At 73.5% G+C, this 16,737-nt stretch carries 18 protein-coding genes; 7 read left to right on the forward strand and 11 right to left on the reverse strand.

Annotated features, from left to right (window positions below; all coding sequences use genetic code 11):
• Nucleotides 1-152: 152 nt before the first annotated feature.
• From ACWEFJ_RS17985 to ACWEFJ_RS18000, 4 genes are read right to left on the reverse strand one after another with little or no spacing between them, the layout of a single operon-like run.
• Nucleotides 153-827, reverse strand: a complete 675-nt coding sequence (locus tag ACWEFJ_RS17985; RefSeq protein WP_378095312.1) for a uracil-DNA glycosylase — start codon at nucleotides 825-827, stop codon at nucleotides 153-155.
• 14 nt (nucleotides 828-841) lie between these two features.
• On the reverse strand, nucleotides 842-1,363 hold the full coding sequence (locus tag ACWEFJ_RS17990; RefSeq protein WP_449714405.1) for a gamma carbonic anhydrase family protein: 522 nt from the start codon (nucleotides 1,361-1,363) through the stop codon (nucleotides 842-844).
• An 18-nt stretch (nucleotides 1,364-1,381) separates the two neighbouring features.
• Nucleotides 1,382-1,852, reverse strand: a complete 471-nt coding sequence (locus ACWEFJ_RS17995) for a GNAT family N-acetyltransferase (RefSeq protein WP_449714406.1) — start codon at nucleotides 1,850-1,852, stop codon at nucleotides 1,382-1,384.
• Between the two features lie 14 nt (nucleotides 1,853-1,866).
• The gene (locus tag ACWEFJ_RS18000) at nucleotides 1,867-2,832 is read right to left on the reverse strand and encodes a thiamine-phosphate kinase (protein WP_378095306.1); all 966 of its coding nucleotides are present in this window, start codon (nucleotides 2,830-2,832) and stop codon (nucleotides 1,867-1,869) included.
• A gap of 97 nt (nucleotides 2,833-2,929) precedes the next feature.
• On the opposite strand from ACWEFJ_RS18000, the gene ACWEFJ_RS18005 reads away from it, so the two are divergent.
• Both ACWEFJ_RS18005 and ACWEFJ_RS18010 read left to right on the forward strand, forming a co-directional pair.
• A complete protein-coding gene (locus ACWEFJ_RS18005; RefSeq protein ID WP_378095304.1) occupies nucleotides 2,930-3,163 on the forward strand; it encodes an Lrp/AsnC family transcriptional regulator in 234 nt (77 codons plus the stop codon).
• A 20-nt stretch (nucleotides 3,164-3,183) separates the two neighbouring features.
• A complete protein-coding gene (locus tag ACWEFJ_RS18010) occupies nucleotides 3,184-3,762 on the forward strand; it encodes a DUF3515 domain-containing protein (RefSeq protein WP_378095302.1) in 579 nt (192 codons plus the stop codon).
• On the opposite strand, the gene ACWEFJ_RS18015 is transcribed toward ACWEFJ_RS18010, so the two are convergent.
• Nucleotides 3,759-4,826 (reverse strand): D-alanine--D-alanine ligase family protein, encoded by a 1,068-nt coding sequence (locus ACWEFJ_RS18015; RefSeq protein ID WP_449714407.1) that lies wholly within the window; start codon nucleotides 4,824-4,826, stop codon nucleotides 3,759-3,761. The two genes, ACWEFJ_RS18010 and ACWEFJ_RS18015, sit on opposite strands and share 4 nt — an antisense overlap.
• 184 nt (nucleotides 4,827-5,010) lie before the next feature.
• Nucleotides 5,011-6,408, reverse strand: a complete 1,398-nt coding sequence (gene pdxR, locus ACWEFJ_RS18020) for a MocR-like pyridoxine biosynthesis transcription factor PdxR (RefSeq protein WP_449714408.1) — start codon at nucleotides 6,406-6,408, stop codon at nucleotides 5,011-5,013.
• Between the two features lie 67 nt (nucleotides 6,409-6,475).
• Between pdxR and ACWEFJ_RS18025 the strand changes: the two genes are divergently transcribed.
• Entirely contained in the window at nucleotides 6,476-7,123 is a 648-nt protein-coding gene (locus tag ACWEFJ_RS18025; protein ID WP_378095297.1) for a pyridoxamine 5'-phosphate oxidase family protein, read from the forward strand.
• Here the strand turns inward: ACWEFJ_RS18025 and ACWEFJ_RS18030 are convergent.
• The 4 genes from ACWEFJ_RS18030 to ACWEFJ_RS18045 all read right to left on the reverse strand — a co-directional run bounded on the left by ACWEFJ_RS18030 (nucleotide 7,107) and on the right by ACWEFJ_RS18045 (nucleotide 10,548).
• Nucleotides 7,107-7,574, reverse strand: coding sequence for a cysteine dioxygenase (locus tag ACWEFJ_RS18030; protein ID WP_378095295.1), 468 nt, complete (start codon nucleotides 7,572-7,574; stop codon nucleotides 7,107-7,109). The genes ACWEFJ_RS18025 and ACWEFJ_RS18030 overlap by 17 nt on opposite strands.
• A 211-nt stretch (nucleotides 7,575-7,785) precedes the next feature.
• Nucleotides 7,786-8,844: a cystathionine gamma-lyase gene (locus ACWEFJ_RS18035; protein ID WP_449714409.1), complete on the reverse strand. Its 1,059-nt coding sequence runs from the start codon at nucleotides 8,842-8,844 to the stop codon at nucleotides 7,786-7,788.
• Nucleotides 8,841-9,845: an NAD(P)H-dependent glycerol-3-phosphate dehydrogenase gene (locus tag ACWEFJ_RS18040; protein WP_378095291.1), complete on the reverse strand. Its 1,005-nt coding sequence runs from the start codon at nucleotides 9,843-9,845 to the stop codon at nucleotides 8,841-8,843. Before ACWEFJ_RS18040 ends, ACWEFJ_RS18035 begins: the two co-directional genes overlap by 4 nt.
• 1 nt (nucleotide 9,846) lies before the next feature.
• Nucleotides 9,847-10,548, reverse strand: coding sequence for a lysophospholipid acyltransferase family protein (locus ACWEFJ_RS18045; protein ID WP_378095289.1), 702 nt, complete (start codon nucleotides 10,546-10,548; stop codon nucleotides 9,847-9,849).
• A 101-nt stretch (nucleotides 10,549-10,649) separates the two neighbouring features.
• Here ACWEFJ_RS18045 and cofC point away from each other — a divergent pair, with 101 nt between their 5' ends.
• Nucleotides 10,650-11,258, forward strand: coding sequence for a 2-phospho-L-lactate guanylyltransferase (cofC, locus tag ACWEFJ_RS18050; protein WP_449714410.1), 609 nt, complete (start codon nucleotides 10,650-10,652; stop codon nucleotides 11,256-11,258).
• 21 nt (nucleotides 11,259-11,279) lie between these two features.
• Here cofC and ACWEFJ_RS18055 read toward each other — a convergent pair whose 3' ends face one another.
• Nucleotides 11,280-12,839, reverse strand: coding sequence for an LVIVD repeat-containing protein (locus ACWEFJ_RS18055; RefSeq protein WP_378095285.1), 1,560 nt, complete (start codon nucleotides 12,837-12,839; stop codon nucleotides 11,280-11,282).
• An 88-nt stretch (nucleotides 12,840-12,927) separates the two neighbouring features.
• Between ACWEFJ_RS18055 and ACWEFJ_RS18060 the strand changes: the two genes are divergently transcribed.
• From ACWEFJ_RS18060 to ACWEFJ_RS18070, 3 genes are read left to right on the forward strand one after another with little or no spacing between them, the layout of a single operon-like run.
• Complete coding sequence (locus tag ACWEFJ_RS18060; RefSeq protein ID WP_378095283.1) at nucleotides 12,928-13,122, forward strand: hypothetical protein; 195 nt, start codon at nucleotides 12,928-12,930, stop codon at nucleotides 13,120-13,122.
• Nucleotides 13,123-13,181: 59 nt separating this feature from the next.
• Complete coding sequence (locus ACWEFJ_RS18065; protein ID WP_449714411.1) at nucleotides 13,182-15,467, forward strand: RNA degradosome polyphosphate kinase; 2,286 nt, start codon at nucleotides 13,182-13,184, stop codon at nucleotides 15,465-15,467.
• Nucleotides 15,467-16,381 (forward strand): NUDIX hydrolase, encoded by a 915-nt coding sequence (locus ACWEFJ_RS18070; protein WP_449714474.1) that lies wholly within the window; start codon nucleotides 15,467-15,469, stop codon nucleotides 16,379-16,381. Before ACWEFJ_RS18065 ends, ACWEFJ_RS18070 begins: the two co-directional genes overlap by 1 nt.
• Nucleotides 16,382-16,737: the final 356 nt, after the last annotated feature.

The raw sequence follows: 16,737 nt of genomic DNA on the forward strand, positions 1-16,737 counted from the left end.
GAAGGCCCCCGGGACGCGTCCCGGGGGCCTTCCGGCGTTCGGGGCCGGGCCTCGGGCGGGCGGCGGCGTCGCCCGGTCGGGATCGTCACACCGCGGTGCGCGCGACCACCGGCCGGGCTGACGGCGCCCGCCGCGCCCGTCACGGACCGTGGCTAGGGCAGTTTCCAGTCGATGGGCTCGGCGCCCTGCTTCGCGAGCAGCTCGTTGGCCTTGCTGAACGGCCGGGAGCCGAAGAAGCCGCCGGCGGCGGACAGCGGGCTCGGGTGGACCGACTCGACGCACCGGTCGGCGCCGATGATCGGCTTGAGGGCGCGTGCCTGGCTGCCCCACAGGATCGCGACGAGCGGCGCGTCCCGCTCGGCCAGGGCCCTGATCGCCTGCTCGGTCACCGGCTCCCAGCCCTTGTTGCGGTGGGAGTTGGACTTGCCCGGCTGCACGGTCAGCGCCCGGTTGAGCAGCAGCACGCCCTGCTCGGTCCACGGGGTCAGGTCGCCGGTGGACGGCTTGGGGTGGCCCAGGTCGGACATGTACTCGGTGTAGATGTTGACCAGGCTCTTGGGGATCGGCCGGGTCTCCGGCGAGACGGAGAAGCTGAGGCCCACCGCGTGCCCCGGCGTCGGGTAGGGGTCCTGGCCCACGATCAGCACCCGCACCGAGTGGAACGGCTGCTGGAACGCCCGCAGCACGTTCTCCCCGGCGGGCAGGTATGTTCGCCCGGCGGCGACCTCCGCCCGCAGGAACTCGCCCATCGCGGCGATCCGGTCGGCCACGGGCGCGAGTGCCGCGGCCCAGCCTGCTTCCACTATTTCCTCGAGCGGACGTGCCACGACCGGACCCTATCTCAGTCGAGGCGTCGCAGTTCCTTGCGGTAGGTCAAGATGTTGTTCACGTACTTGTCCACGGCGAACTGCCAGGCGCCGTCCGGCACGACGTACCCCTCGCGCACCTTCGCGGGCACGCCGAGCGCCATCGACCGCGCCGGCACGTGGCCCTCGAACGACACCACCGCGCCCGCGCCGACGATCGCGCCGGTCTCCACCACGGCGCCGTTGAGCACGACCGAGCCCGAGGCGATCAGGCACCGGTCGGCGATGGTCGCGCCCTCGATGTGCACGTTGTGCCCGACCACGCACTCCGCGCCGATCAGCGTCGGGTGGACCTCCGTGCAGTGCACGACCGTGCCGTCCTGGATCGACGTCCGCGCGCCGACCTCGATGCGCCCGTAGTCGCCGCGCAGCACGGCCTGCGGCCACACCGAGGCGTGCGGGCCGATCCGGACGTCGCCGATCACCGTCGCGTCGGGGTGCACGTAGGCGTCCGGGTGGATCACCGGCTCGTAGTCGCCCAACGCGTAGATCGCCATCGACGTCCCTCCCGGCTCTCAGAGGTCCTTCGCGAAGCAAAGGCTTTCCGGATGATGCCGGTACACGCCGAAGTTGTCGATGCGCGCGTATCCATTGGCGCGGTAGAGCCCGATCGCCTCCGGTTGGCGCAACCCGGTCTCCAGCACCATCCGCCGCCGGCCGGCCGCCCGCGCCGCCTCCTCCAGCGACGCCAGCACGCGCCGCGCCAGGCCGCGCCCGCGCACGGACTCGGCCACGTACATGCGCTTGATCTCCGCGTCGCCGGGGCGCAGCGGGTGCTCCGCGACGTCGTGGGCGCGCCAGCCGCCGCACGCCACCGGGACGCCGTCGAGGTAGCCGACGACGAAGTGCCCCAGGGGCGGGGCGAACTCCGCCGGGTCGACCGGCGTGACGTCCGCCTCGCCGTAGCGGTCCACGTAGACCTGCTGGATGTCGGCGATCAGCTTGGCCGAGTCTGGATGGTCATACGCGAGCGTGCATAGTTCCACATCGGCCAGGCTACCTAGCGCCAGTGCTCCCAGCCAGGGGGTTTCTCGTACGCCCGGCCGTCCACGGTGACGCCGCTGCCGTGCCGGACCGTGCCGATGGTGCGCCAGCCCTCGGGGACCGCGGCCGGTTCGGGGAACGTCGCGGCGAGGGCGTGGTCCTCGCCACCGGTCAGCGCCCAGTGCCGGGCGTCCGCGCCGAGCGCGGTCGCCACGTCGATCAGCCGCGGGTGCACCTCCAGCAGCTCGGTGCGGATGTCGATGCCGATGCCGGACTCGTCGGCGATGTGCCCGAGGTCGGCCAGCAGGCCGTCCGACACGTCGATCATCGCGGTGGCGCCCGCCGCGGCGGCCTGGGGCCCGGCGGCGTAAGGGGGTTCGGGGTTCCGCTGGGCGCCGACGACCGCGACCGGGGAGCGGAACCCGCGCTGGAGCACGGCCAGCCCGCCCGCGGCCCAGCCGAGCCGCCCGCACACCGCGACGACGTCGCCGACCTGCGCGCCGGCCCGGGTCACGGGCTCCAGCCCGTCCATGTCCCCCATGGCCGTAACGGAGATCACCAGTGTCGCGGACGACACCATGTCGCCCCCGACCACGCCGGCCCCCGCCACGGCCGCCTCCTGCCACAGCCCGGCGGTGATGCCCTCGATGACGGAGGAGGGGGTGTCGGAGGGGCAGGCGAGGCCGATCAGCAGGGCGGTCGGCACCGCGCCCATGGCCACGACGTCGGCCAGGTTCACGGCCGCCGCCTTGCGCCCGACCTGCTCGGGAGACGACCAGTCGAGTCTGAAGTGGACGCCTTCGACCAGCACGTCGGTGGACACCACCACGCGGCCGTCGGGCGCCGCGACGACAGCCGCGTCGTCACCCGGCCCGAGCAGGGTGGTGGGCGGCTGCGTCCGACCTGCCGTCACCCGGCGGATGAGACCGAACTCACCCACCTCAGCGACCGTGTCCGCGTTGCGCGGCGGCTCCGGACGCAAGATTGCCTCCCGTTCTGAGCATTCGGAACCCCAACTGGGGTACGTTGCTGTGCACGTTCCTACCCCGACCTAACCTGTCGCGACGAAGGGGCACGCCGTGGTGCACGCATACATCCTCATCCAGACCGAGGTCGGGAAGGCAGCCGCCGTTGCGGCGGAGATTTCCGGCATCCCCGGTGTGGCCACCGCGGAGGACGTCACCGGCCCGTACGACGTCATCGTCCGCGCCGAGGCCGACACCGTCGACCAGTTGGGACAGCTCGTAGTCGCCCGGATCCAGAACGTGGAGGGCATCACGCGAACGCTGACCTGCCCTGTGGTCAACCTCTAGCGCCGTGTTGTCATAACCGCGTGGCACAGGAACCGGAACCCGCCTCGCTGCTCCCCCGACCGCTGCTCGTCGTCGCCCTCGGGCTGCCGGCGCTGCTCGCGGCGGGCGTCGCGGCCGTGGGCCTCTTCCTCGGCGCCGGCGGCAAAGACGACCCCGCCGACCCGTCGGCCGCGCACACCGGGCCCGTGGCGCTCGTGCCGGTGCCCGCGCCGAAGGCCGAGTCGGAGGAGTGCAAGGCCCTGCTGAGCGCCCTGCCGATGCAGCTCGTGTCGAACGGCGTCACGCTGCCGCGCCGCGAGCTGGCCTCGCCCGCGCCCGCCGGCGCGCTGGCGTGGGGTGACGCGGAGCACGAGCCCGTGGTGCTGCGGTGCGGCCTGGACCGTCCCGGCGACCTCAAGCCGACCTCCGAGCTGCGGGTGATCTCCGACGTGCAGTGGCTGGAGGTGTCCGAGGGAGGCGCGGCCACCTGGTACGTGGTGGACCGGCCGGTGTACGTGGCGCTGACCGTGCCCTCGGACGCGGGCACGGGGCCCCTGCAGGACGTCTCGACCACGATCCGGGACACCCTCGCCAAGGGCCCCGTGGACACCAGGGGTTAGCGCAGCCCCGTGCCGCGGGCCAGGGCGGTCTCGATGAGCGTGGTCAGCAGCGCGGGGTAGTCCAGGCCCGTCTCGGCCCACATCCGCGGGTACATCGAGATGGGCGTGAAGCCCGGCATGGTGTTGACCTCGTTGACGACCAGCTCGTCGTAGTCGGTGACGAAGAAGTCCACCCGGGCGAGCCCTTGGCAGTCCAGCGAGCGGAACGCCGTGACGGCCATCTGCCGCAGGTCGCGGGTGACGTGCTCGTCCAGCTTGGCCGGGATGTCGAACTCGCACACGTCGTCGAGGTACTTGGCGTCGAAGTCGTACCAGTCGACCTCGCCGCCGACGATGCGCAGCTCGGCGGGCAGGGACGCCTCGACGCGGCCGTCCGGGAACTCCAGCACGCCGCACTCGACCTCGCGGCCGGCGACGGCGGCCTCGATGATCACCTTCGGGTCGGTCTTGCGAGCCAACGCGATCGCGCTGTCCAGGTGCGCCCAGTCGACCACCTTCGAGATGCCCACGGACGACCCGGCGCGGGCCGGCTTGACGAACACGGGCAGGCCCAGGCGTGCGCGGTCGGCCTCGGACAGCGTGTCCTGCTCGCGGCGCAGCACGGCGTACTCGCCGACCGGCAGGCCCGCGCCCTGGAGCAGGCGCTTGGTGAACTCCTTGTCCATGGCGACCGCGCTGGCCAGCACGCCCGGTCCCACGTACGGGATGTCGGCCAGCTCCAGCAGGCCCTGGATGGTGCCGTCCTCGCCCCACGCGCCGTGCAGGACGGGGAACACGACCTCCACGTCGGCGAGCACCTCGCCGGGCGCGACGGGCACCAGCTCGGTGCCGGACACGGGGACCAGCGAGTTGACGGTCGGCAGCCGGCGGTCGCGCACCTCGAGCGCCCTGGTGTCGTCGGCGCCGATCACCCACGCGCCCGTCTCGGTGATGCCCACCGGCACGACGTCGAACCGGTCCCGGTCCAGGTGCGGCAGGACACTGCCGGCGGACAGGCAGGAGACCATGTGCTCGCTGCTGCGCCCGCCGAACACCACGGCGACCTTGGTCTTGCGCTGTGTCATGGTTCGGACCCTACCCGGATGGCGTAACCCGCGATCGACACAGCACTCCCCGAACGTTCAACTCGGGGTACGTGAACGTAGGACACGCGCGAGAGTCCTACGTCCAGCGCGCGAGAGTCCTACGTTCAGAACGCGCGTGTCCTACGTTCAGGACCACCGTGTCCTACGTTCGGGTACCCCGAGTTCAGCGTTCGGGACCGGTGTGGCGGGTGAGGATGCCGATCAGGTCGGGGATCGCGGCGGTCAGCTGGTCGCGGGAGCAGGCGCTGTAGCCGATCGCGGCGCCGTGCACCTTCGGCCGGCCGGCGTGGTGGCGGCCGAGGCCGTCCAGCCGCAGGCCCCGGTCGTGCGCCTCGGCCAGCACGTCCCGCTCCGCCTGCGCCGACGGCAGCGGCACGACGATGTGCGCGCCCGCGTCGTCACCCAGCACGGGGACGCCCGCCTCGCCGAACGCCGCGGACAGCAGCGCCCGCCGCTCCGACAGCTCGCGCCGCAGCTTGCGCAGGTGCCGGCCCAGGTCCCCGTTGCGCGCCAACTCGACCAGCACCCGCTGCCCCGCCGCGGACGGGCTCGTGCCGGTCCGGTCGCGGTGCGCCAGCACGTCGGCCGCGATCGGCTCCGGCGCGACCATCCAACCCGCGCCCAGGGTCGGCGTGAGGATCTTGCTGGTCGTCCCCAGGTGCACCACCACGTCCGGCGCCAACGCCGCCAGCAACGGCAACGGCGCCACGTCGTAGCGCAGCTCGCCGTCGTAGTCGTCCTCGACGACCAGCCACCCCTCCGCCCGCGCCCGCTCCACCAGCGCCACCCGCCGCGCCGCCGACATCCGCCCGCCCATCGGGTACTGGTGCGCGGGCGAGCAGTACACCCCGCGCACCCCCGCCGGCACGGCCTCCACCAGCAACCCCTCGGCGTCCACGGGCGCCTGCACGACCCGCACCCCGGCCGACCGCAACGCCCACACGGCCCGCTGGTACCCCGGCTCCTCCACGGCCACCACGTCGCCGGGCCGCAGCACCGCCGACCCCAGCTCCACGAGCGCCGCCGTGGTGCCGCCGGTCGCCAGCACCAGCTCCTCCCGCAACCCGCCCCGCACCGCCAACCCCCGGTGCCGCAACAGGTGCTCGGCCACCACCGCCCGGTACTCCGGCAGCCCGCCGCGCGCCGGCCGGAACAACGGCTGCACGTCCGCCGCCGCGCGCCACGCCCGCCGCCACGCCGCCCGGTCCAACCCCTCGGCCCACGGCGCGCCGGGCGCGAGGTCCACCACGTCCGCGGGCACGGCCGGCGCGGCGGACCGCCGGCCGCGCGACTTCAACGCCCCCGGCGGCGTGGTCGTCACGTACGTGCCGGAGCCGTGCCGCCCCGCGATCCAGCCCTCGGCGTGCAGCTGCTCGTATGCTGCCGCTGTCACGGTCCGGCTCACGCCGAGCCGCTCGGCCAGCGCCCGGGTCGAGGGCAGCCGGTCCCCGCTGCGCAGCCGCCCGTCGGCCGCCGCCGCGCGGAGGGCGTCCGCGAGCTGCACGGCCAGCGGTTCGGCCGAGGCCCGGTCCAGCACCACCGCCAGCGCCGTCTCCGCCAAAGTGGCCTCCTCATAACGCCGGGAATTGGCACTTGAGAAGGGCCACTTTACCGGAAATGCTGGTCCCATGACGTTGTCACCGACGGACCGCAGCACCATCAAGCGCGGCCGGAACCGGGCCGTGACCGAACGCGAGGCGCTGCACGCGGTCCTCGACGCCGCCCTCGTCTGCCACCTGGCGGTCGTCGTGGACGGCGCGCCGCTGGTCCTCCCCACCGGCTACGGCCGTGACGGCGACACCCTCTACCTGCACGGCTCGACCGGCGCGCGGAGCCTGCGCGAGGCCGCGACCGGCGTGCCGGTGTGCGTCGGCGTCACGATCGTGGACGGCGTGGTCTACGCCCGCTCGGTGTTCGACCACTCGATGAACTACCGCGCCGCCGTCATCCACGGCACCGCCGTCCCCGTCACCGACCCGGACGCCAAGCTGCACGGCCTGCGCGTGCTCACCGAGCACATCGCGCCCGGCTCGTGGGACTACGCCCGGCCGCCGACGCCGAAGGAGCTGGCCGCGACCGCGGTGCTGTCGCTGGACCTCGCCGAGGCGTCGGTGAAGATCCGCAGCGGCCCGCCCGGCGACGAGCCCGAGGACGTCGAGGCCAACGCGCGGTGGGCGGGCGTGCTGCCGCTGCGCGCGGTGTGGGGCGAGCCCGAACCGGACCCGGCGCTGGTCGGCGACTGGGACGTGCCGCCGCACGTCACCGCGCGGAGGTAGTCCCCGACACCGGGTCGAAGCGGACCGGGCGCACGGTGCGACCGCCGTCGCGGTACACGTGGATCGTGACGGCGGGGTCGCTGCCGTCGTTGCGCACCTGGTGCACGTACGACGGGCCGAACACGCGCGACTGCCCGGCCACGAGGTGGTGCAGCACCTGGGTCGGGCCCGGCGTGACGACCTCGGTCAGCGAGCCGCTGACCACGGTGAACGCGCCGCTGGTCGCGCCGTGGTCGTGCAGGTCGGCGTGCTGGCCGGGCAGCCAGCTCATCAGCCACACCTCCTGGCCGGGGCCGGACTCGACCAGCGCGGCGAAGCGGGTGTCGGGGTCGTAGCGGAGCAGGTGGGCCCAGCGCTCGCGCCGTGCCGCCGTGTCGAGCGCGATCCGCACGGGGTGCAGCGCGGCGTGCGACTGGGGCAGGGCGATGGTGTTCTCCGGAACGGCGAACATGGTTCCTTCTCGGTGCTCGGTGAGTGGGCGAGCCGCACGGCTCGCGGGACGCGAGGCGATCAGCGAGAAGGACAGAGCGCGCTGGCGACCAGGCGGAGGTCGATGTGACCCCGCCCGTCGGTCATGGCGCGGAAGGACATGGGGACGAGGGTGGCAGCCGACCGCCACCCCGCGCAACCCGTTCCACGCACTGGACCCGACGGGGTGACCGTCACAGCGACCGCAGGACGTCCTCGACCAGGTCGGCGGTGTCCTCGCAGCCCGCGGACAGCCGCACCAGCCCCTCCGGCACCGGGTCGCCCCACTGCGCCCGCCGGTCCAGGCTCGTGTGCAGGCCGCCGAAGCTCGTGCTCGCGTACACCAGCCGCGACCGCTCCAGGAACGACGCCACCGCGCCCGCGTCCGCCAGCTCGAACGTCAGCACCCCGCCGAAGCGGCGCATCTGCCGCGCCGCGACCTCGTGCGCCGGGTCCTCCGGCGCGCCGGGCCAGCGCAGCCCCCGCACCGCCGGGTGGGACTTGAGCGCGTCGTACAGGGCGGCCGCGTTCGCCGCCTGCCGGCTCAGCCGCAGGTCGAGCGTGCCGAGCCCGCGGTGCGCCAACCACGCCTCGAACGGCCCGGGGATCGCGCCGCCGGTCGTCCGCGCCGCGCGGACCCGCTCGGCCAGGGCCGGGTCCGCGGTGGACACGTGGCCCAGCAGCACGTCGCTGTGCCCGGCGACGGCCTTCGTGTCGCTGCTCAGCACGGCGTCCGCGCCGAGCAGCAGGGGCTGCTGGCCGAGCGGTGTCGCGGTCGTGTTGTCCACCGCGAGCAGCGCGCCCGCCGCGTGCGCCGCCTCGGCCAGGGCGGCGATGTCGCACACGTCGAGCCCGGGGTTGGACGGCGACTCCAGCAGCACCAGCCGCACGCTGTCCAGCGACGGGTACGGCCCGGCGGTGGGCGCCTCGACCACCTCCACCGGCATCTCGGCGACCAGCGTGCGGGTCAGGTAGTAGCCGTCGCCCGGCACCAGCACCACGTCGCCGGGCGCGAGCACCACGCGCAGGAACGTCGAGATCGCCGCCATGCCGGACGGGAACAGCACGGTCGTGCCGCCGTCCAGCGCGCCCAGCGCCGATTCCAACGCGCGCCACGTCGGGTTGTGCGCCCGGCCGTAGGTGTCCTCGCCGCCCAGGTGGTAGGCCGAGGCGAACACCGGGCCCGCCAGGAACGGCTCGCCCGGCACGGCGGGCGTCGAGTGCACGACGCGCGTGCCGTCGCCCCAGGTCATTGGCGTTCCGCCTTCCGCTCGCGCCCGAGCAGCGCCGCCGTGAGCACGCGCGGGTCCAGTCCTTCGTGGCACACCTGGTGCACGCCGTCGGTGATCGGCATGTCCACGCCGACCCGCGCGGCCAGCTCGCGGATCGACGAGCACGACTTCACGCCCTCGGCGACCTGGCCGTGCGCGGCCTCCTGCGCCTGCGCGAGCGAGTCGCCACGCCCCAACCGCTCCCCGAACGACCGGTTGCGCGACAGCGGCGACGCGCACGTGGCCACCAGGTCGCCCAGCCCGGCCAACCCGGCGAACGTCAGCGGGTCCGCGCCCAGCGCCGCGCCCAGCCGGGCGGTCTCGGCCAGGCCGCGGGTGATGATCGACGCCATCGTGTTGTCGCCGAACCCCAGGCCCGCCGCCATGCCGCAGGCCAGCGCGATGACGTTCTTGCACGCGCCGCCCAGCTCGCAGCCCACCACGTCCACGTTGGTGTACGGCCGGAAGTAGGAGTTGGAGCAGGCGTGCTGGAGGTCCACCGCGCGGTCGTGGTCGGTGCACGCGATGACCGTCGCGGTCGGCTGCTCGGCCGCGATCTCCTTGGCCAGGTTCGGCCCGGACACGACCGCGACCTGGTCCTCCGGCACGCCGGCGACCTCGCGGACCACCTCGCTCATCCGCTTGAGCGTGCCCAGCTCGACGCCCTTGGCGAGGCTCACCAGCGTCGCGCCCGCGGGCAGCCAGGGCCGCCAGCGGGTCAGGTTCTCCCGCAGCGTCTGGCTCGGCACCGCCAGCACCACGGCCTGCGCCCCCGCCAGCGCCGCGCGGGCGTCGGAGGTGGCGGTCAGGTTGGCGGGCAGCGTCACGCCCGGCAGGTAGTCGGCGTTGACCCGGTCCGCCGAGATGGCGTCGGCCACGTCGGCGCGCCGCGCCCACAGCACCACGTCCGTGCCGGAGTCGGCGAGCACCTTGGCGAAGGCGGTGCCCCACGACCCGGCGCCCAGCACCGCGACCCGGTCCACGTCAGGACTTCTTGGTGTAGAAGCCGGCGGGGGCCTGCTCCTCGCGGATCTCCGCGAGCAGGTCCTTCACCTCGTTCATCAGCACGTCGGTCACCTCGCGCAGCAGCGCCAGGTTCTGCGGCCGGCCGCGGTAGGCCGACAGGTCCACCGGCGGGCCGACCTTCGTCACCACGGTCTTGCGCGGGAACGGCCGGAACTTCCTGCGGTAGTGGTCGTAGACGTCGCGGGTGCCCCAGCGGGCGACCGGCAGGACCGGCACGTCGTGCTCCAGGGCGAGCCGGGCCACGCCGGTGCGGGAGGCCATCGGCCAGCCGTCCGGGTCGCGGGTGATGGTGCCCTCCGGGTAGATGACCACGACCAGGCCCTGCTCCAGCGCCTCGTGCGCGGCGCGCAGGCTCTCCTGGGCGTCGGCCGTGCCGCGGTAGACCGGGATCTGCCGGGCGCCCTTGATGACGGCGCCGACCACCGGGACGTTCCACAGGCTGTGCTTGGCGAGGAAGTGCGGCACGCGGCCTTGCTTGTGCGTGAAGACGGCGTCGTAGACGGGGTCCAGGTGCGACACGTGGTTCATCACGATGAGCGCCCCGCCCGTCTTGGGCACCCGCTCCGCGCCTTCGTTGCGCCGCCGCGCCAACAGCGCGGTGGCGGGGTAGAAGACCGTCGCGGCGAGCCCGATCCAGAAGCCGCCCTTCTCCTTGGCCACGTGCACTCCCTCTTCGTCGTGGACCTGGAGTCTTCCCCACGTCGCCGGGGGCGACAACGAGCCCCTGGCCAGGTCCAGCCGGCATCCGGGAGTATGGCGGGGTGCGAGCCGACGTCGACCTGGTGGTGCCGGTCAAGGCGCTGGACCGGGCGAAGTCGCGGCTGGTGGACGCCCGGCTGGACCGGCCGGCGCTGGCCCTGGCGTTCGCGCTGGACACGATCGCGGCGGCGCTGCCCGCCGTGCGGGGTGTGCTGGCCGTCACGTCGGACCCGGCCGTGGTGGCGGAACTGCGGGCGCTGGGCGTCGAGTCCGCGGCCGGGCCGGAGGGGTTGAACGAGTCGCTGCGGTTCGGGTTCGGGGTGCTGCGGTCGCGGGATCCGGCGTCGGTGGTGGGCGCGCTGCAGGCGGACCTGCCGGCGTTGCGCACGGCGGACCTGGCCGCGGCGCTCGCCGCGGCGCGCGGCCGCGCGTTCTGCCCGGACCGCCAGGGGACGGGGACGACGCTGCTGCTGTCCGCCCCCGGCGGCGAGCTGGACCCGGCGTTCGGCGTCGGGTCCGCGGCGGCTCACGCGGCGTCGGGCGCCATGCCCCTCCTCGGCCCGTGGCCGTCGTTGCGACACGACGTCGACACGGCCGAGGATCTGCGCCTGGCCGCGGAGCTGGGCCTGGGCCCGCGCACCGCGGCCACCGCCGCGCCGGTCGGCCGCTGACCCGTCACGCCAGCGACGGGGTCAGCAGCACGGCTGCCCCGGCGTGCAGCGGCCCACGAGCATCGGGCACGCGGCGCCGTAGTCGGGGTCCGGGGCGAGCGGCAGGCGCTTGCGCGGGGTCTCGGCCGGCCGCGCGGTCGTGGACACCGGGGTCGTCTTCAGCGTGACGTTGGTGTGCGACGCCTGCGCCTCGTACGCGTCGGTGGTGAGCTTCAACACCTCCACCCCGCGGGCCATGTCGGCCAGGAACACCCGCCCGCGGTGCCAGTACGGCGCGAACGAGACCGCGCCCTCGGGCCGCCAGTAGGCCACCTGGATCGGGTTGGCCGGGTCCGAGATGTCCAGGAACCGCGTCCCCTGCTCGTACCAGGAGTACGCCACGATCCGCTCGTGCACGTCGAAGTAGTGCGCGGAGCAGAACGTGTCGGGACCGGGGAGCGTGCCCTCCTGGTCGTCGGGCGTCCACACGCCGACCGTCCTGAGGTGGAACGGCCGCTCCGGCGTGGCCCGCCACGACTCGCCGCCGGTCGAGCCCGTCAGCGACGAGATGACGAACCGGCCCTGGTCGCGGCACGTCGCCGACCCGAACGCCTCCTCGGTGTGCAGCAGCAGGCTGCCCGCCGGGTGCTCGGCCGACGGCCGGGGACCGTCCTTCAGCGTCCGCCCGACCGGTCGGAACGAGTTGTGCGAGAACGACGTCGGCATGTCCAGCTTCGGCGCCGCGCCGCCCGCGTACGGGACCGGGTCGTACGCCGTCGCCTCGCGCACCCGCCCGGTCAACGGATCGCGGTGCCGGCCGCTGGTGTGGTAGCCGCGCGTCCCGCCCGTGCCCGCCACCCAGGCGACGCCCGCCGCGTCCACCTGGACGTCGTGCGTCATGTGCGTCTCGCCCTGGTTGCGGTTGAGGTCCACGTAGGTGGGCAGCGTCTTCGGGTGGCGCGGGTCCCGGATGTCGGTCACGAACACCTTGCCGGACCGCCGGTAGGTGTCCGGGTCGCTGGACGGCGTGCCGTCGTAGCCGGTCGTCCACAGGTACGTGCAGTCGTTGACGCACGAGGTGATGTGCCCGGTGCCCATCGGCGCGAAGCTGAGCAGCTCCAGCCGCGCCGGGTCCGCCGCGGACACGAAGTAGACGCCGGTCGGCCGCTCGTTGCCGGGCTGCCGGCCGAACGCGCTGCGCTCCCGCGCCAGGAACACCAGCTTGCGCCGCGCGTCGACGGTGACGTCCTCGTTCTCCCAGAACCGCTGCTCCGGGTCGTCGCCCGGCAGCGCCAGCTCCTGCTTGGTGAGGTGGTCCAGGAGCTTCGGCCGGTCGAGGTCGGTCACGTCGTAGGTCTTCAGCCCGAACGTGCCGCTGAGGAACATCACGTCGCGGTCGCGGTACTGGAGGAAGTTGAGGGAGACCGCGCCCTCGGTCTCGGGTATCGCCGCGCGCAGCTCGACGTTCTTCGCCGCCGCCCGCAGACCCGTGTCCGCGTCCGCCGCCGTCGGGAGCGCCTGGGCCGCCGCCGCGCCCTGGCCGGTGAGCGCACCGGTGAGACCGAGCAGCACCGCGGTCAGCACCCCTGCCACAACCCTCATGCCCCACTCCTCCCGGTAATCGGTCCCCTCCGGAGCGTGGCAGCCGCGTCGGAGCGCCCACCACCCGCCGATCGGCTAGCTTTGGCACGTGACCGAGCAGGCGACGGTGAGCGCGCATCACCCGGACGGCTCAGCGACCGTGCTGCGCGACGACGGGGTGCTGGTGGACGTGCCCGCCGGCGCGGTCGCCGAGGGCGGCTGGCGCGTGCTGCGCCCCGGCCAGCGGGTCACGCTCGTGCGGGACGCCGCCGGCGACGTGCGGGGCGTGCTCCGGCCGGTGTGACCGGGAGTTCACTTCGTCGTCGACTCCGATCGGCGCACAGCCGCCTGTTCTGGGGAAGAATGCTGTTCGTGAGCACGGACAACTCTCCCGACCAGCCCGCGCCCAAGCGCCGGACGAGGACGCCGCGGGCCACCCCCGCCGCGAGCAGCCCCCGCCGCCGTCCGCGCCCGGCGGTCCGCCGCAGCAGCGGCGCCCGTGCGGGCACGACGCCGGTCCAGCAACCGGCGGAGGCCGCGTCCCGGTCGTTCCCGAGCTCACCGCCCGCCGTCACGGCCACCGAGGCGCAGGCCGACCTGCCCGACGACCGGTACTTCAACCGGGAGCTGTCCTGGTTGGACTTCAACGCCCGGGTGCTCGCGCTGGCCGAGGACGCCTCCCAGCCGCTGCTGGAGCGGGCGAAGTTCCTGGCCATCTTCGCGTCGAACCTGGACGAGTTCTACATGGTGCGCGTGGCGGGGCTGAAGCGCCGCGACGAGACCGGCCTGTCGGTGCGCAGCGCGGACGGCCTGACCCCGCGCGAGCAGTTGTCCAGCATCTCCAAGCGGACCCAGGAGCTGGTCGAGCAGCACGCTAGGGCGTTCCTCGACCACGTCCAGCCGGAGCTGGAGAAGCACGCCATCAGCATCGTCACCTGGGCGCAGCTCACCGACTTCGAGAAGCTGCGGCTGTCCAACTACTTCACCGACCAGGTGTTCCCGGTGCTCACGCCGCTGGCCGTGGACGCCGCGCACCCGTTCCCCTACATCTCCGGCCTGTCGCTGAACCTCGCCGTGACGGTGCGCGACCCGGAGGGCGGCGCGGAGCGGTTCGCCCGCATCAAGGTGCCGGACAACGTGCCGCGCCTGGTGCGCGTGGAGAGCGACCGGACCAGCCCGACGGCGACGTTCCTGCCGTTGGAGGAGCTGATCACCGCCCACATGAGCGAGCTGTTCGCGGGCATGCAGGTGATCGAGTGCCACGCGTTCCGGGTGACCCGCAACGCCGACCTGGAGGTCGAGGAGGACCAGGACGAGGACCTGCTCAAGTCGTTGGAGCGGGAGCTGGCGCGCCGCCGGTTCGGGCCGCCGGTGCGGCTGGAGATCGCCGACGACATGACCGAGGACATGCTGGAGCGGCTGCTGCGGGAGCTGGAGGTGGACCCGCACGACGTCGTCCAGGTGCCCGGCCTGCTGGACCTGTCGTGCCTGTGGCAGCTCTACAGCGTGGACCGCAAGCAGCTCAAGGACGCGCCGTTCGTGCCCGCCACGCACTCGGCGTTCGGCGAGCGGGAGACGCCGAAGAGCATCTTCGCCACGCTGCGCGAGGGCGACGTGCTGGTGCACCACCCGTACGACTCGTTCTCCACGTCCGTGCAGCGGTTCATCGAGCAGGCGGCGGCCGACCCGCGGGTGCTGGCCATCAAGCAGACGCTGTACCGCACGTCCGGCGACTCGCCGATCGTGGACGCGCTGATCGACGCGGCGGAGGCGGGCAAGCAGGTCGTGGCGCTGGTCGAGATCAAGGCCCGGTTCGACGAGCAGGCCAACATCAAGTGGGCGCGGGCGCTGGAGAAGGCCGGCGTGCACGTCGTCTACGGCCTGATGGGGCTCAAGACGCACTGCAAGACCGCTCTGGTGGTGCGGCAGGAGGGCTCGCGGATCCAGCGCTACTGCCACATCGGCACCGGCAACTACAACCCGAAGACGGCCCGGCTGTACGAGGACATCGGCATCCTCACCGCCGAGCCGACCATCGGCGCGGACCTCACCGACCTGTTCAACGTGCTGACCGGCTACGCCCGGCAGGACCACTACCGCAGCCTGCTCGTCGCGCCCTACGGCGTGCGGCGGGGGATCGTGGAGCGGATCGAGCGGGAGGTCGAGCACGCGCGGGCGGGCCGGCCCGCCGGGGTGCGCATCAAGGTCAACTCGCTGGTGGACGAGCAGGTCATCGACTCGCTGTACCGGGCGTCGCAGGCGGGCGTGCGGGTGGACGTGGTCGTGCGCGGCGTCTGCGCGTTGAAGCCGGGCATCAAGGGGCTGTCGGAGAACATCCACGTGCGGTCCATCCTGGGCCGGTTCCTGGAGCACTCGCGGGTGTTCCACTTCGTCGGCGCGGGTGAGCACTGGATCGGCAGCGCCGACATGATGCACCGCAACCTGGACCGCCGGGTGGAGGTGCAGGTGCGGGTGACCGACCCCAAGCTCACCGCCCAGCTCGACGAGATGATGGACTCGGCGCTGGAGCCGACCACGCGGTGCTGGGTGCTGCAGCCGGACGGCGAGTGGGAGGCGTCCCCGGCGGACGGCACCAGCGTGCGCGACCACCAGACCGAGATGCTGCGCAAGCACCGGGCGCTGGGGTGATCCGGGCGGCCGGCGCCGTGCTGTGGCGCGGCGATGCTTCCGTGGCGGTCGTGCACCGGCCGCGTTATGACGACTGGTCGCTGCCCAAGGGCAAGCTGGACCCCGGTGAGACGGTGCCCGCGGCGGCCGTGCGGGAGGTGCGGGAGGAGACCGGGTTCCACGCCGTGCTGGGGCGGTACCTGTGCCAGGTGTCGTACCGCGCGTTCGGCAAGCCGAAGGTCGTGGACTACTTCAGCGCGCGGGCCGGGTCGGGCGAGTTCGTGCCGAACGACGAGGTGGACGAGCTGCGGTGGCTGCCGGTGGCCGAGGCGGCCGCGCTGGTGACGGCGGACACCGACCGCTCGGTGCTGGAGGCGTTCGCGGCGGAGCCCGCGGACCTGGCGACGGTGTTGCTGGTGCGGCACGCGAAGGCGGGCAAGCGGGACAACTGGCCCGGTGACGACGACCTGCGGCCGTTGAGCTCGGCGGGGTGGCGGCAGGCGGCGGGGTTGCGGTCGATGCTGCCGCTGTGGGGGCCGGCACGCGTGCACTCCGCGCCGCGGGTGCGGTGCGTGGAGACCGTCCAGGGGGTGGCGGACGACCTCGGCGTGGGCGTGCTGCTGGAGCCGCGGTTGTCCGAGGAGGGGTACTGGCCGGACCGCGAGGCGGGGCTGGTGCGGCTGCTGGAGATCGCGGACGGCGTGGGGACGCCGGTAGTGTCCAGCCAGGGCGGCGTGATCCCGGACATCGTGTCCACCCTCGCCGACCTGGGCGGCCTGTCGCTGGAGGGGACGCCGTGCAAGAAGGGCAGCACGTGGCTGCTGGCGTTCCGCCGCCCGGGGCCGGGGTGGTCCACTTCGGACTCGCACACCTCGTGGCCGAAGCTCGTCTCGGCCCACTACTTCCCCACCGCGCTGCCCAAGCCGACGACCTGAGCCGCGACCGGCGCTGCGCCACCGGTGCGACCCGACTGGGCCGGTCGGGTCACGCCGCCGTCCGTCCGGGCACGGCGAGTTGTCCACAGCCACCGCCGACTACGCCGAATTCGTCAGACCGTGCCGGCAGGATGAAAACAGGGGACCCCCTGGCGGGGACCCTTGCGCAGCATCGCCGCCTTCGGGCACGAGAGGTTGTTTCGGACCTCCGCACGTGAGGTCCGCAGTCTCGGAGTGGCGGGATCGCCGTGGCCCGAGTACACAACGCCGGCTCGAACCCGGCAACTCGCGCGGGCCGAGCGTTGAACTCACGGGTCCCGAACGTAGGACTCACGGGTCCTGAACGTAGGACTCAC

It is taken from the genome of Actinosynnema sp. NPDC004786 (genome assembly GCF_053601135.1).